Source organism: Hymenobacter psychrotolerans DSM 18569 (genome assembly GCF_900142395.1).
GTDB lineage: Bacteria > Bacteroidota > Bacteroidia > Cytophagales > Hymenobacteraceae > Hymenobacter > Hymenobacter psychrotolerans.
Window position 1 is genome coordinate 54647 of sequence record NZ_FRAS01000006.1, and the last position, 14744, is coordinate 69390.

Genomic DNA, 14744 nt, shown 5'->3' on the forward strand with positions numbered 1-14744 from the left:
ATGAAAACACGTCTGATCTTCCGCATTGCCAGCCTGCTGCTGTTCTGCTTTGGGGGCGAGGCTGCTGCGCAGTCTGCTGGCCGCAAACAGGTGCAGTACCTCTCCGGCCCCGATAACACCCGCACCGCCACCTGGGACTTTTTCTGCACCGGAGGCCGCCGCAGCGGCTCCTGGACCACCATTCAGGTGCCCTCCTGCTGGGAGCAGCAGGGCTTCGGTAGCTACAACTACGGCCGCGACTACAAGACCTACGGCAAAAATTTCCGCTTCGCCGACGAAAAGGGCCTGTACCGGAGTCAGTTTGAAGTGCCGGCAGCCTGGCAGGAAAAGGAAGTTTTCATCGTGTTTGAAGGCTCTATGACGGACACCGAGGTGAAGGTGAACGGCCAGCTGGCCGGGCCTATTCACCAGGGCGCTTTCTACCGATTCCGGTACAACATCACCGACAAGCTGAAGCCCGGCCAGCCCAACCTGCTGGAAGTTACGGTCAGCAAGATGTCGGCCGATGCCTCCGTGAACAACGCCGAGCGGCTGGCTGACTACTGGGTGTTTGGGGGCATTTTCCGGCCGGTGTATTTGGAAGCTTATCCGCGGCAGTTCATTGCCCACACGGCCATCAATGCGCAGGCCAATGGCACGTTTGCGCTGCAGACGGCCGTGCGCGGCCTGCGCCAGACTACCACGGTGCAGGCCGATATTCTGGACGCCACCGGCACGGTAGTGGGTACGGCGCGTGGCACAGCAGGCCCTGCGGATACGCTGGTTACACTGAAAACCACCGTGCCGAAACCGCGCCAGTGGACGGCCGAAACGCCCACGCTGTACCGCGCCAATGTATCGTTGTGGGCCGAGGGGCAAGTACTCTACCAGACGCAGGAGAAGTTTGGGTTTCGCACCATTGAAGTGCGGCGCGGCCAGGGCATTTTCGTGAACGGCACGCAGGTGAAGCTCAAGGGTATCAACCGACACAGTTTCTGGCCCGAAACCGGCCGCACGCTCAACGACTCGATTCACCTGCTGGACGTGCGGCTGATGAAGGAAATGAACATGAACGCCGTGCGCATGGCCCACTACCCGCCCGACGCGCGGTTTCTGGACCTCTGCGACTCGCTGGGCTTGTACGTGCTGGATGAGCTGGCCGGCTGGCAGAAAGCCTACCGCACGCCGGTGGGCCGCAAGCTGGTGCGCGAGATGGTGACGCGCGACGTGAACCACCCCAGCATTCTGTTTTGGAGCAACGGCAACGAGGGCGGCACCAATAAGGAGCTGGACGGCGACTTCGGCAAGTACGACCCCTCGGGGCGGCCGGTGCTGCATGCCCACCACCGGCCCGGCAACGCCTTCAACGGCATCGACACCAACCATTATGAGGACTACTACAGCACCCAGAAAATCCTGGCCGATTCACTGATTTACATGCCCACCGAGTTTCTGCACTGCCAGGATGATGGTGGCGGTGGCACGGCGCTACACGATCTTTGGGAGCTGCACTGGGCCGCGCCCCGCTCCGGCGGCGGCTTTCTGTGGGCGCTGGTAGATGAGGGACTAGTGCGCACCGACCAGCGCAACATCATTGACGTGAACGGCGTGAATGCGCCCGACGGCGTGCTGGGGCCGCACCGCGAGAAAGAAGGCAGCTTCTACGCCATCCGGGAGGTTTTTTCCCCTATTAAGATTGAGCTGCAGGAGCTGCCGGCCAAATTCAAAGGTGACATTCCGGTGGAAAACCGCTACCATTTCACCAACCTGAGCCAATGCTTTTTCCAGTGGGAGCTGCTTGATTTCCGCAAGCCCGGCGAGGCATTTACGGGGGCTACCGCTGCGCAGCGCGGCCGGCTTGCCAGCCCCAATGTGGCGCCGTTGGGCCGGGGCAAGCTGCAGCTTAAGCTGCCCAAAAACTGGCAGCAGCACGATGCGCTGGTCCTCTCGGCCTACGATGCGCAGAAAAACCTGGTGTATAAGTGGACCTGGAAAACCGGCAGCAACGCCCAGCTCCTGCGCGACATTCTGCCAACTTCTCCCGACAAGCTGCCGCCCGTAGCCGTGGCGGAAACCGACAGCACCCTCACGCTGCAGGCCAGCGGCATTACGGTCGGCTTCGACAAGAAAACCGGGCAGCTTCGCGGCATCAAGGGCAACAACAATAGTCCGCTTTCTTTCGGCAAGGGTCCAGTTCTAGTGAGCGGTACCGCCACCTTCCGCGGACTGCGGCACTTCTCCGAAAACGGCAACGAAGTGGTGGAAGCCACTTACCAGGGCGACCTACAACAGGTACGCTGGACCATGCAGCCCACCGGCTGGCTGCGCCTCGATTACGACTACCGCCTCCACGGTGACTTTGCCTTCAGCGGCATCAGCTTCACCTACCCCGAAAACTACGTAATTGGGGCTAAGTGGCTGGGGCACGGCCCTTACCGCGTCTGGAAAAACCGGCGGCAGGGCGTGGGGCTGAATGTGTGGGAAAACGCCTACAACAACACCCAAACCGGCGCCGCGCCCTGGCTCTACCCCGAATTCAAAGGCTACTTCGCCGATATTGCGTGGCTGGAAATGAATACCGTGGAAGGCAAATTCCTGATCGCCAGTCCGGATAAGGGGCTTTTTGTGCGGCTGTTTGACTTTTATGGCCTCTCGGGCGTGGTACCGCACCCGGCCCTGCCCGTCGGCAACCTTTCCTTTCTGGATGCCATTCCGCCGCTGGGCACCAAGCTGGCCCTCAACATCGACACCAATACCAAAAACCTGGGCCCAAGCGGCGAGCTAAACCACCTCACTGGCACCACGCGCCGCACGCTCTACTTCTTCTTCGGCCTGCCCAAAACCACCGCTACGCCCCAGCCTTACACAGCCCCGGTCAAGGACGATTTGTTTTGAAATGCACCCTTGATTCTAGTATTCAGGCGCGTGTAAGCCAGCAGGAAAGCAAGCTTACATGCTGGTTAAAACGACGCATACCGGCGCTTGCGGCGCCAGGCGCGCACGGCACCGAACAGACCCAGCAGCACCAGCGGGGCCGCCAGGTTCAGGAGCTGCCACTGGCTGCGCTGCTCGGCTACGCGTAGCTTGTCGAGGGGGCGGAGCGTGATTTGCTTGCCGCGCACCGTAATCAGGCCGCTTTCGTCGAGCATGTAGTCTACGGCGTTGAGCACCAGTTCGCGGTTGGCAAACTCGGTGCTGGCGAGGCGGTCGAAGCCCAGGCGCATGGGGCGGCCGGTTTTGGGGTCGACTTCGTTGCGCACAAAGTCGCCGTCGGAAATCACCAGCACTTTGGCGGGACGCGCCTGCGCCGAGGTTTCGGGCTGGAAACGGGTGGTGCCGGGCTCGGTGCGGTTGGCGTAGAGCGAGCGGAACTGCCCTTCCAGCAGGTAGCCCACCGGCTTGAACTTCGAGGTATAGAGCTTCTGCTCGGGCGGCAGGCGGGCGTCGTTCAGGTTTACGGGCACGGGGGCCGGCAGCACGCGCGTATAGCGCGAGGTGAACATGAGCGGCGTTTTGCGGATGCCCGTGGCCTTCACCGTGTCGAGGCTGCTGATGAACTTGGTGTACACCGCATCGAGGTTGCGGGTGATGGGGTGCGGGCTGTAGTTGTTGATGAGCGGGTAGAACTGCCACGGCATGGGCTCCACCTTGGGCTTGTCGCCTTCGGTACCCGTCACGAGCGGAATCACGCCGGAGTTGAGGTCCAGAATCAGGTCGGGGTTGACGCGCACGCCGTACTTGAACAGCAGGTCGTCGAGGCCCAGCTGCAGCGGGAAAGCCAGCATGCCGCCTCGGCTGGCGCTGTCGAGGTTTACGCGCATGGCATCCATAAAGAACAGCGCGTTGCCGCCCTGCGTGATGAACTGGTCCAGCTTAAACTTCTCCGGCTCGGTGTAGGCGGTGGCGGGCTTGGCCACAATCAGGGCGCTGAGCGTGCGCAAATCCTGAGGCCGCGACGCCGCCAGATTCACGCGAAACACGTCGTAGAACTGGCCCAGGGAGCCTATCAGGTCGCCGGCTTCCAGGTTGGTCAGCTCGCCGTGGCCTTCCACCACCCCGATACGCTTGCGCTGGCCGGGGCTGAGCTTACGGATGGCACTGGCCAGCTCATACTCCAGCCCTTCAATGCTTTGGTTGAGACGGACATCGGAGGGCGCGGCTTGGTTGCCGCGCAGCAGCAGCACCTGCTGCTGCTTGCCGCCGGCTTCTACCGTGGCCCAGGGGAAGATGATTTTCTCGACCCGCTTGCCGTTTTCGTTGGCGCCCAGGTTGGTGGGACGCAGTCCTTTCTTGAGCAGCGTCTCATAATACTGGTTGCGGGCCTGCTCGGTGCCGGCCGCCGACGGGTCGATGAAGACGTAATGCAGATTGGAGCCGCCGTACACCTGCATTTCGTTCAGGGTTTCGCGCACCGACTGCTGCAAGCGGCGGAAGGCGGGCGGAAAGTCACCATCGAGGTACACGGTCACCGTCACGGGCTGCTTCAGATTCTGCAGCAGCGCCTTGGTAGCGCCGGACATGGTATAGCGCTTTTCCTCCGTCAGATCGAGGCGGAAGAAGAATTGCTGGCCCAGGAAATTGAACAACAGCAGCAGACCGATTACCACAAAAAAACGGGTCAGGTCGCGGCGCTTGCGGCTCGGAATGGCTGGTATAGTCGTTTGTTCAGACATGTTAGTTCGTAGCAGCTACCAGTTCCGGCTTTGCAGCACCAGCCGCGTGGCGAGCAGCAGCCCGGCAATCAAACTCAGAAAATACAGCAGGTCGCGGGAGTCGATGAGGCCTTTACTGATGTCGCGGTAGTGGGCCGCAATGCCCAGCTGCCCGATGTAGTAGGCCGGCGCGCCATCAAACACTGAAGCCAGCGAATCGAAGCCGGAGTACACCAGAAAGCAGCCTACCACCGCCACCAGAAATGCAATGATTTGGTCGCGGGTGATGGCCGACGCGAAGATGCCGATGGCCGAAAACACCGCCGCCAGCAGCGCCAGGCCCAGATACGAGCCCACCGTCGCGGCCGAGTCGATGTTGCCGGGCGGGTTGCCGAGCTGGTACACCGAGTAGTAGTAGAGCAGCGTGGGCAGCAGCGCCAGCAACGCCAGCAGCAGGCAGGCCAGGTACTTCCCTCCTATTATCTGGCCATCGGTGAGGGGGCGCGTGAGCAGCAGCTCGATGGTACCGGCCTTCTTCTCCTCGGCGAAGGTGCGCATGGTGAGGGCCGGAATCAGAAACAGGAAAATCCAGGGGGCCATGTTGAACAGCGTCTGCAGGTCGGCAAAACCGTAGTCCAGCACCGAGCTATCCGGAAAGACCCACACGAACAGGCCCGTAGCCACCAGAAACACGCCCATGACCACGTAGGCCACCGGCGAGTTGAGAAAGCTGTTGAATTCTTTGCGAAGAATGGCAAACATTAGTCAGTGAGTGAATGGGCGAATGAGTGATTGAGTGAATAAGTGGATAAGCAAATGGGGAGGTACACTAGGTCACCAGCAACATTCACTCATCCGCTCAATCACTCATTCACTGCGCGTCAGCTGCTGAAACACCTGCTCCAGACTCTGCTCTTCCTGCCGCAGCCCCAGTAGCACCCAGCCCTGCTGGGCCGCCAGCCGCGAAATAGCGCCGCGCTGGTCGGTGCCGGCTGCCGCCCGGATGCGGTAGGTACTGCCGGTTTCCACTTCCACACTGCGAATACCAGGCAGGGCCAGCAGTGGCGCCGTATCAATCGGCTGCTCGAACTCGGCCCGGATGATGGTTTCGCGCGCGGACTTACCGCCCAGCTCCGACACGGGCGAGTCGGCCACGAGGCGGCCGCGGTTGATGATGACGGCCCGGCTGCACAGGGCGGCCACTTCGGGCAGAATGTGGGTGCTGAAGATGACCGTCTTATCCTGGCCCAGCTCCCGGATCAGGCTGCGGATTTCGCCAATCTGGTTGGGGTCGAGGCCGGTGGTGGGCTCGTCGAGGATGAGCACGCCGGGGTCGTGGATGAGGGCCTGCGCCAGGCCCACGCGCTGCCGGTAGCCTTTCGACAAGGCCCCAATCTGCTTGTTCTGCTCGCGCCCCAACCCTACCCGCTCCACTAACTGGCGCACCCGCTGGCGCAGCCCGCTGCCGCTCAGCCCGTGCACCGACCCGATAAATTCGAGGTACTCGTGCACGTACATATCCAGGTAGAGCGGGTTGTGCTCGGGCAGGTAGCCCACCCGGCGGCGCACTTCCAGCGGGGCCGCCTGCACGTCGTAGCCCTCAATGACGATGGTGCCGGCCGAGGGCGGCAGGTAGCCCGTAGCCATCTTCATGGTCGTGGACTTGCCGGCTCCGTTTGGCCCCAGAAACCCCAGAATCTCGCCTTTCCCAACCGTGAAGGATATGTCGTTCACGGCCGTTTGCGCGCCGAAGGTTTTGGTGAGGTTCGTTATTTCAACCATGTAGTAGTGGTCATTTGCAATGAACGGTCATGCTGAGCTTGTCGAAGCATCTCGCGTGCTGACGTTGCCAGAGTAATCCAACGAAGCGGTAGAGATGCTTCGGCAAGCTCAGCATGACAACACTCTGCAATCCAAGTCATAACCTTACTTTGGCAGCGTGGGCCGCATCTGCAACTCCGAAATCATGGTGCTTTGCGGGGCTTCCAGCGCGTGCACGATGGTGTCGGCAATGTCCTCGGGCTGTATCTTGTGCGGGTCGGGCTCCTGGCCGGGTGTAGCGCCGTTGAAGTTGGTTTCTACCGAGCCCGGCATCACGCAGGTCACGCGCACGCCCTGCGGCCGCACTTCCTTGAACAGCGCATCGGAGAAGCCGCGCACGGCGTATTTGGTGGCGCAGTAGCCAGCCAGGTTGGCCGTGCCCGCCGTGCCGGCCAAAGACGCTACGTTGATGATGTGGCCGAGTTTCTGCTGCTTCATCTGCGGCAGTACGGCGCGGGTGCAGTAGAACAGGCCATGCACGTTGGTATCAAACATAGCGTGCCAGTCTTCCGACGAAAACCCGTCAATCGGGCCGAAATTGCCGATTCCGGCGTTGTTGACCAGCACATGTACTTCTTTGCCCAGCTCGCGCTGGGTGTTCACGAAGGCTTCCTGCACCGATACTTCATCCCGCACGTCGCACTCGAAAAACTGGAAGTTTTCGTGCGTGAGGTTCTCGGGGGCGGTGCGGCCCCAGCCAGCTACCAGGGCTCCTTTGGCCAGCAGCGCCTCGGCGGTAGCCCGCCCGATTCCTTTGCTGACCCCTGTGATTATGGTTACCTTGCCGCTGAGTTCCATAGCTGTAGGATGATGTTTCGGAGTACGTTTGGCTTGCAAGTTACTAGCCCCCGGCGGGTTTTACGTGCTGCTCTCCCGTTGGGGCTGATTCTGGGGCTGTCAGCTTCCTGCCAGAGCAACGACTGCCTGAAAAGTGCCGGCGCCGAAACTATGGAGCGCCGTGAATTGCCCGCCTTCCAGGATATCACCGTCAACGACAACGTGAGCGTGACGCTGGTGCAGGACACGGAAACGTATGCTGAGGTCCGGACCGGCGCCAATCTGCAGCCGGATCTGAAGCTGGACGTACGCGGCAACCGCCTCTATATCACCAACGAAAGCCGCTGCAACTGGAGCCGCAGCTACGATGTAGTGCACGAAGTGGTGCTGCACCTGCCCGGTTTCACGGATATGGACCACCTGGGCCAGGGCACTATCCGCACCCGCGGCCAGTTCCGCGCCGATACGGCCTACATCCACATGACCGGCACCGGCGACTATGACCTCGACCTGCGCAGCAACTACCTCTGGCTCGACCAGTACGAGCTGGGCGACTACCGGCTGCGCGGCACCACCGACCAGCTGCTGCTGACCGGTGGCGGGCTGGGCCGCTTTTTCGCTACCGACATGCGGGCCCGCGCCTGCTACCTGTCCCTGTCGCTCTACGCCGACAACGACATCTACGTCAATGCGTCGCAGTATCTGCAGGGCTCACACGCCGGCGGCGCTACCATCTACTACTCCGGCAATCCCACCTTCGCCGGCGTTCAAATCACAGGCAAAGGCAAGTTCGTGAAGCTGGATTAAGACGGCTAGAATCACGGGCAGCAGCCGGTAACAGCGCGCTCCTGCCGCTATAAGTCCCCCAACTGCGGCCGGATCAGGAGTTCTTCCACCACAGCCTGGGGCGAGAGAGTGTAGGCGGCAAGCACGGCCGCCGCCACGTCTTCGGCTTTCACAAACCGTTCGGCGGGCAGGTCTACGCCTTCCCAGCTGGCCGTGAGCGTTGCGCCCGGCAGCACCGCCGTTACGCGCACGTTCTGCACTTTCAGCTCTTCGCGCAGGTTGCGTGTGAAGCCGTACAGCGCGTGCTTGGCAATGCCGTAGGAGCCGCCATTGGGGTAGGCCGTAATGCTGGCCGTGGAGCAGATGTTGAAAATGTGGCCGGTCCGGCGCGCAATCAGGCCGGGCAGCAGTGCCAGCGTCACGTCGTAGGCGCTCAGCAGGTTCACGGCCAGCATCTGCCGCAGCTGCGAGCCATCCTGGGGTTCGTCCTGGAGGCGGCCGGGCAGGAACGAGCCGGTATTATTCACCAGCACTTCCACGGCACCGCCCAGGCCCAGCACAAAATCTGTAAAGCAGCGGCAGTCTTCGGTGCGGCTCAGGTCGGCGGGCAGCGTGTGCAGCACCGCGCCGGGAACTTGTTGCGCTACATCTGTTTGCAGCTGGGCCAGGTCGGTGGCCGAGCGGGCGCAGGTGACCACCGGAAAGCCGGCCCGCAGGAAGCTGTACACTACGGCGCGCCCGATTCCTTTGCTGCCTCCTGTCACCACGACATATTTTTCCATTCCTTTGGTTGTTGTTTCGGTTTTTACGTAAGGATTCGGGGCTTCTGCGGCCCGGTTTGGCCGCGCTGCAAGTTCCCGCTTTTCTATCTCACTTCACCTTCTATGGTTAAGACCTTCGGCTCTTTTCTACTCTTCATGCAGAGTATGCTGTTCCGCAAAGAGCGGTTTGCCGTGCTCTGGAAGCGCACCATCGATGAATGCATCCTTATCGGCATCGACTCGGTGTTCATTGTGTCTATCGTGTCGGCCTTCATCGGGGCCGTAACGTGCGTGCAGATTGCCTACAACCTCATCAACCCGCTTATTCCCAAGTCTACCATCGGATACATGGTGCGCGAGATGACCATTCTGGAACTGGCTCCCACCATCACCAGCATTGTGCTGGCCGGCAAAGTGGGCTCCAGCATTGCGGGAGGCCTGGGCACTATGCGTATTACCGAGCAGGTGTCAGCCCTCGAAGTAATGGGCATCAACTCCGCTTCTTACCTTGTGCTGCCGCGCATCATTGCCTCCATGGTGATGTTTCCGCTGCTCGTTATTCTGGCAATGGCCCTCTCCATCATTGGCGGCTATCTGGCCGGAACCCTGTCGGGCGCTATGTCGGCGCAGGAGTATGTAGAAGGCATCCGCACCGACTTCATTCCGTACAACATCACGTTTGCGCTGATAAAATCGGTGGTTTTTGCGTTCCTCGTGTCGGCTATTTCGTCGTTTAAAGGCTACTACACGCAGGGCGGTGCCCTGGAAGTAGGAGCTGCCAGCACCGGCGCCGTTACCAACTCCATTATTGCCATTCTGCTCGCCGACTACGCCTTGGCCGCCATTCTGCTGTAACACATGTGCTGTTCGCTGCCAGCAGTTAGCCAGCAGGTTCGCTCTGGTAAGAGCTAGCAGCCATCCCGTATCAGCCATCAGCTTACTACCCCATGATTGAGGTTCATAATATTCAGAAGTCGTTCGATGGCAACCCGGTACTCAAGGGCATCACCTGCACCTTCGAAACTGGCAAGTGCAACCTGCTGCTGGGCGGCTCCGGTACCGGCAAAAGCGTGCTGCTGCAGTGCATTGTGGGGTTGATGAAGCCTGACCTGGGCAGCATCACGTTCGACGGCACGGTGTTCACGAACAACAAAGTGGACATCCGGCAGGAAATCCGCCGCAAAATCGGGATGCTGTTTCAGGGCAGCGCCCTCTTCGACTCGATGACGGTGTATGAAAACACCGAGTTTCCGCTGAAGATGCTGACGCCCGAAATGAGCCGGGAAGAGCGGCGCGACCGGGTGGAATTCTGCCTGAAGCGGGTGGGCCTCGAAAATGCCGGCAACAAGATGCCTTCCGAAATTTCCGGCGGCATGAAGAAGCGCGTGGGTATTGCCCGTGCCATTGCGCCCCAGTGTACCTACCTCTTCTGCGATGAGCCCAACTCCGGTCTCGACCCCGCCACCAGCATCAAAATCGACCAGCTCATCCAGGAAATCACCTACGAATACAACATCACCACCGTCGTCATCACCCACGACATGAACTCGGTCGTCGAAATCGGCGACCATATCATCTTCATGCACAAGGGCCTCAAGCTCTGGGACGGCACCAAAGACGAAATCCTCAATGCGCAGGTGCCGGAGCTGCGCGAGTTCATCTTCAGCAGCAGCCTTGTGCGCGCCGCCAAGAAAGTGGACGAAGAGTCGGAAGGTGGCCTCGAAGCGCTGGCCAGCGAACCACTATCGGAAGTATAGGGCGCTTACTTTCAGTTAAAAAGGGCGGGCTGTTCTTCGGAACGACCCGCCCTTTTTCGTACCAATTAGCCCCACCCTTCGCGCCGGCGCAGCTCCGCGATGTGGCCCAGATGGTGACGGCCGTGCCAGGCATAGAGCACCAGCGCCTGGTCCAGCGTATAGTCGCGCTGCTTCTCCGGATGATGGAACGTGCGGGCCCACTGCTCGGGCGTGAGGTGGCGCATGAGTACGCCCCAGCGGATGTGCAAGGCCTCCAGCAGTGCCAGCGACACGGCCGGCGGCGTAGCCTGCGAATCGGGCAGCTCGGCCCAGGCAGCCTCTTCGTAGGGCCGCACCACGGGGTTTTCTTCGGTGAGAGCCAGCTTGAAACGGGTGTAGCTGTTCAGGTGCGAGTCGGGCAGATGGTGCAGCACCTGGCGCACACTCCAGCCGCCGGGGCGGTAAGGCGTGTTGAGCTGCGTGGGGTTCAGGCCCGTTACGGCTGCCCGGATCTGGTCGGGCAGCAGCGCAATCTGGGCAATATAGGCCATGCGGGCACCCTGTTCCAGCGGGTGGGCAGGCAGCACCGGATGGCCGATTGGATAGCGCAGGTCGGGTTCAGTAGTAATGGTCATGAGAAGTTCAGTTTAAGGAAAACCGCCGTTTACGGCCGATTTTCCGCGTAAGTTCTCTTTGTTGATGTGACTTCTGGCAAATACTTGGGATTAATGCGGGACATAATTGGTATACCACAATGCGACCAGCAAAACCCACGAAAACACGAGTAAGCCTATAAGAATGGCCGTATGCTTATTGATATAACTGATGGGTTGTGCGTCATATGCTGACACCATTATTTTCCAACGTTCATTACGAGCGAATACCCAGTAGTTCACCACCATAACCACGGCCCAGCAGGCCATGAACAAGACTTTTGAGTATACACCCGTAACGCGTAGTATGAATATTAAAAACAACGCTGCTACTGCGTTTACGCTCCAATATCCGCCGTCTGATAGTCCTTTATCTTCGACTTGTGGGTTTATGTGGCGAGCAAGCCTGACAATGGCGTGAAATAACAAGGTATAGTAATTCATACTGTCTGTTTCACTGATAGCGGCCGGTGTTCAGTAATCTTGCTATTGAAGCTATACCACAGCCACCTATATCATAAATAGAAGGGCCTCTCTATACCAGAGAAGCCCTTTTTAAACTTGCATTGTCTGCGAAACGGTACTTAGCCGTTGCGCTTGTTGAGTTCGTCGCGGATTTTGGCGGCCTTCTCGTAGTCCTCCCGTTCCAGCGCCTGTGCCAGCATTTTGGTCAGCTCGTCCAACGACACCTGCCCGCTGGGGTCGCGCGGCGCGGGAGCCGGCTTGGCCGGGCCCTCGTTGGTGTCGTCATCGTCCTCGTCATCCTCGTCGTCGGCCTCATCGGCGTTTTCGTCAAGGTCGGAAAGGATAATACCGGCTTCGCTCAGCACACTTTCCACCGTGAAGATGGGCACGCCGAACCGCAGCCCGATGGCAATGGCGTCGGACGGGCGGGCATCCAGCTCGAAGGTGCTGGCGCCATCGGAGCAGATGATTTTCGAGTAGAAAACGCCTTCCTTCAGGTCAGAAATCAGGACTTCGAGCACGGCCACATGCACATGCTCGGCGAAGGATTTGAACAGGTCGTGGGTGAGCGGCCGGTTCGGGTTGATTTTTTCTATCTGAATGGCAATGCTCTGCGCCTCAAACATGCCAATGATGATAGGCAAGCGCCGGTTGCCGGTCTTCTCGCCCAGAATGAGCGCAAAAGAGCCAGACTGCGACTGGCTGGAGGACAAGCCAAGTATTTCGAGCGGAATCTTCTTCACGAATAAGTGAATGACTGGAGGGTGGAAGGAAGGTCTAACGTGAAAACAGCGACTGAGTGAAGCTGGCACTCAGTCGCTGTTTCCCTCATTCACTTATTAGCTGAGCTCCTTAACGGCCTGCGTGAGCTTAGGCAGTACGTCAAACACGTCGCCAACGATGCCGTAATCAGCCGCTTTGAAGAACGGAGCCTCCGGATCTTTGTTGATGACCACAATCACCTTCGACGAGTTGACGCCGGCCAGGTGCTGGATAGCGCCCGAAATGCCGCAGGCAATGTACAGGTTCGGCGACACGGTGATGCCGGTCTGGCCTACGTGCTCGTGGTGAGGGCGCCAGTCGACGTCCGACACGGGCTTGGAGCAGGCCGTAGCCGCGCCGAGTGCCTGAGCCAGCTCCTCGATGAGGTGCCAGTTTTCGGGACCTTTCATGCCGCGGCCACCCGATACCACTTTGTCGGCTTCGGGCAGCAGAATGCCGCCGGCCTGGTCCTGCATCACTACTTGCTTGGGCGCATCGGCGAAATCGGCGTCAGACAACTGAGCCGAGAACGACTCTACCTGAGCGGTTTTGCCGGTTTCGTGCAGGGCCTCAATGGAGTTTTTCTTAACGGCAATAATCTTACGCTCGCCGTCCAGCTTCACATCGGCGAAGGCTTTGCCTGAGAAGGCACCACGCTTCACTGAGAAAGAGCCACCATCGGTTTTGGGCAGCTCGACTACGTTGGTAGCGAGGCTGGCCTGCAGCCGGATGGACAGGCGCGAGCCTACAGCCGCTCCAATGTTGGAGTTGGCCAGCACGATTACTTTCGAGTCTTCTTTCTGCGAAGCGGCGGCAATGAGCTTGGTATAGGCACCGTTCACGAAGTCCTTGAGGCGGGGCTCAGCATCATAGAGCACCTTGCTGATACCCTGCTCACCGAGTTTGGCCAGGTTAGCCTCGGTGGCTTCGCCTACGGCTACGGCCGTGGCCGTGGTGCCGAGCAGCTGCGCTACCTGGCTGCCATAGGAAGCTACTTCCAGCGAGGACTTCTTTACCTCGCCACCATCACATTCAACAACAACTAGTACAGACATTTTCTGAGAGGTTAGATAGTAGAGCTAAGAACTTAGAATGCCTGATGGCACGTAGCCAGTCCGGGAGCCTGCTGGCATCCTTTCTGCGCTGGGCTCTAAGTTCCAGAATCTCAGTTCTGAATTAGATTACTTTGGCTTCGTTGCGGAGTAGCTTGATCAGCTCGCCGGCGCTTTCGGCCGGAATGAGCTTCACGCCTTGCTTTTTGGGCGGCAGTGCGTACTCGGCCACTTCCGTGCGGGCCGCATCGGCGGTGGGCTCCACTACTTTCAGCGGCTTGGTGCGGGCCGTCATGATGCCGCGCATGTTGGGAATGCGGGGCTCACACATTGGCTGCTGGCACGAGGCCACAAACGGCGTGTTTACTTCCACGATTTCCTTGCCGCCCTCAATTTCGCGCTCCAGCGTAGCGGTGTTGCCGCTCATATCCAGCTTCATAGCCGGCGCTACCGTCGGGATGCCGAGCAGCTCGCCTACCATGCCGTGCACCTGGAAGCCATTATAGTCAATGCTTTCCTTGCCCATCAGAATCACGTCGTAGCCGCCATCCTTGGCAATGCTGGCAATCTGCTGCGCCACGAAGAAGGCGTCTTTGGGATGCGCGTTTACCCGGATGGCATCATCGGCCCCAATAGCCAGCGCCTTGCGGATGTTGGGCTCGGTGTCGGCTTCGCCCACGTTGAGCACCGTTACGGTGCCGCTGCCCTGGGCTTCTTTCAGCTCAATGGCGCGGGTGAGGGCATATTCATCCCATGGGTTGATTACAAACTGTACCCCTGCCTTGTTGAACTCCTTGTTATCGGGAGTGAAGGTAATTTTGGTGGTCGTGTCGGGGACGTTGCTGATGCAAACGAGAAACTTCATCTACGGCTGCTTGAGTTGAGGATAAAACTACGGGAAAGCCCCAAATTTGGGGCGAAGATACTGAAAACTCCTGCCCTATGGAAACTGCGCCCAGCCGCCTGCAACAACTTCTGGCCTTCTACCAAGACGACCCGAACGACGCCTTCACGATTTATGCGCTGGCCACTGAGTATAAGGCAACTGAGCCCCTGCGGGCGCTGGAATACTTCCAGAAACTGCTGACCGAGCACCCCGACTACGTGGGCACTTACTACCACGCCGGCAAGCTGCTCGAACAGTTACAAAAGCCCGATGAGGCCGAGAAAGTTTACCGCGAAGGGCTGCGCGTAAGCCGAAAAGCCGGCCAGATGCATGCCGCCAGCGAGTTGCAGCAGGCCCTGAACCAGTGCCTCGGGCTCGACTACGAAGACGAAGTATAGCCCAAGGCTGTTTCGC

General features: G+C 59.6%; 15 protein-coding genes. 5 read left to right on the forward strand and 10 right to left on the reverse strand.

Translation table 11 applies throughout. The features are described from left to right. Positions 1 to 2874 carry a glycoside hydrolase family 2 protein gene (locus BUE15_RS07595; RefSeq protein ID WP_084548900.1) on the forward strand — a complete coding sequence of 958 codons (2874 nt, stop codon included), beginning with the start codon at positions 1 to 3 and terminating at the stop codon, positions 2872 to 2874. A gap of 65 nt (positions 2875 to 2939) precedes the next feature. Here the strand turns inward: BUE15_RS07595 and gldG are convergent, their stop codons facing one another. From gldG to BUE15_RS07615, 4 genes are all read right to left on the reverse strand, one after another. Next, a complete protein-coding gene (gene gldG / locus BUE15_RS07600; RefSeq protein ID WP_073282698.1) occupies positions 2940 to 4652 on the reverse strand; it encodes a gliding motility-associated ABC transporter substrate-binding protein GldG in 1713 nt (570 codons plus the stop codon). A gap of 15 nt (positions 4653 to 4667) precedes the next feature. Next, on the reverse strand, positions 4668 to 5393 hold the full coding sequence (gldF, locus tag BUE15_RS07605) for a gliding motility-associated ABC transporter permease subunit GldF (RefSeq protein WP_073282700.1): 726 nt from the start codon (positions 5391 to 5393) through the stop codon (positions 4668 to 4670). A gap of 105 nt (positions 5394 to 5498) precedes the next feature. Beyond that, complete coding sequence (gldA, locus tag BUE15_RS07610; RefSeq protein ID WP_073282701.1) at positions 5499 to 6413, reverse strand: gliding motility-associated ABC transporter ATP-binding subunit GldA; 915 nt, start codon at positions 6411 to 6413, stop codon at positions 5499 to 5501. A 144-nt stretch (positions 6414 to 6557) separates the two neighbouring features. Then, on the reverse strand, positions 6558 to 7250 hold the full coding sequence (locus tag BUE15_RS07615) for an SDR family oxidoreductase (protein ID WP_073282703.1): 693 nt from the start codon (positions 7248 to 7250) through the stop codon (positions 6558 to 6560). 150 nt (positions 7251 to 7400) lie between these two features. On the opposite strand from BUE15_RS07615, the gene BUE15_RS07620 reads away from it, so the two are divergent. Next, a complete protein-coding gene (locus tag BUE15_RS07620; protein ID WP_170865211.1) occupies positions 7401 to 8036 on the forward strand; it encodes a GIN domain-containing protein in 636 nt (211 codons plus the stop codon). A 47-nt stretch (positions 8037 to 8083) separates the two neighbouring features. On the opposite strand, the gene BUE15_RS07625 is transcribed toward BUE15_RS07620, so the two are convergent. Then, positions 8084 to 8797 carry an SDR family oxidoreductase gene (locus tag BUE15_RS07625; protein WP_073282708.1) on the reverse strand — a complete coding sequence of 238 codons (714 nt, stop codon included), beginning with the start codon at positions 8795 to 8797 and terminating at the stop codon, positions 8084 to 8086. A 102-nt stretch (positions 8798 to 8899) separates the two neighbouring features. Here BUE15_RS07625 and BUE15_RS07630 point away from each other — a divergent pair, with 102 nt between their 5' ends. Both BUE15_RS07630 and BUE15_RS07635 read left to right on the forward strand, forming a co-directional pair. After that, positions 8900 to 9631, forward strand: coding sequence for an MlaE family ABC transporter permease (locus BUE15_RS07630; protein WP_073282711.1), 732 nt, complete (start codon positions 8900 to 8902; stop codon positions 9629 to 9631). Positions 9632 to 9723: 92 nt separating this feature from the next. Continuing rightward, positions 9724 to 10533: an ABC transporter ATP-binding protein gene (locus tag BUE15_RS07635; RefSeq protein WP_073282714.1), complete on the forward strand. Its 810-nt coding sequence runs from the start codon at positions 9724 to 9726 to the stop codon at positions 10531 to 10533. 65 nt (positions 10534 to 10598) lie between these two features. On the opposite strand, the gene BUE15_RS07640 is transcribed toward BUE15_RS07635, so the two are convergent. From BUE15_RS07640 to BUE15_RS07660, 5 genes are all read right to left on the reverse strand, one after another. Further along, entirely contained in the window at positions 10599 to 11147 is a 549-nt protein-coding gene (locus BUE15_RS07640; RefSeq protein ID WP_073282717.1) for a YfiT family bacillithiol transferase, read from the reverse strand. Positions 11148 to 11237: 90 nt separating this feature from the next. Beyond that, positions 11238 to 11609, reverse strand: a complete 372-nt coding sequence (locus BUE15_RS07645; RefSeq protein ID WP_073282720.1) for a hypothetical protein — start codon at positions 11607 to 11609, stop codon at positions 11238 to 11240. Between the two features lie 140 nt (positions 11610 to 11749). Then, the gene (locus tag BUE15_RS07650; protein WP_073282723.1) at positions 11750 to 12373 is read right to left on the reverse strand and encodes a bifunctional nuclease family protein; all 624 of its coding nucleotides are present in this window, start codon (positions 12371 to 12373) and stop codon (positions 11750 to 11752) included. Positions 12374 to 12469: 96 nt separating this feature from the next. After that, positions 12470 to 13447 carry an electron transfer flavoprotein subunit alpha/FixB family protein gene (locus BUE15_RS07655; protein ID WP_073282726.1) on the reverse strand — a complete coding sequence of 326 codons (978 nt, stop codon included), beginning with the start codon at positions 13445 to 13447 and terminating at the stop codon, positions 12470 to 12472. A 121-nt stretch (positions 13448 to 13568) separates the two neighbouring features. Beyond that, positions 13569 to 14309 (reverse strand): electron transfer flavoprotein subunit beta/FixA family protein, encoded by a 741-nt coding sequence (locus BUE15_RS07660; RefSeq protein WP_073282728.1) that lies wholly within the window; start codon positions 14307 to 14309, stop codon positions 13569 to 13571. A gap of 77 nt (positions 14310 to 14386) precedes the next feature. On the opposite strand from BUE15_RS07660, the gene BUE15_RS07665 reads away from it, so the two are divergent. Then, entirely contained in the window at positions 14387 to 14728 is a 342-nt protein-coding gene (locus tag BUE15_RS07665; RefSeq protein WP_073282731.1) for a tetratricopeptide repeat protein, read from the forward strand. Positions 14729 to 14744 lie beyond the last annotated feature (16 nt).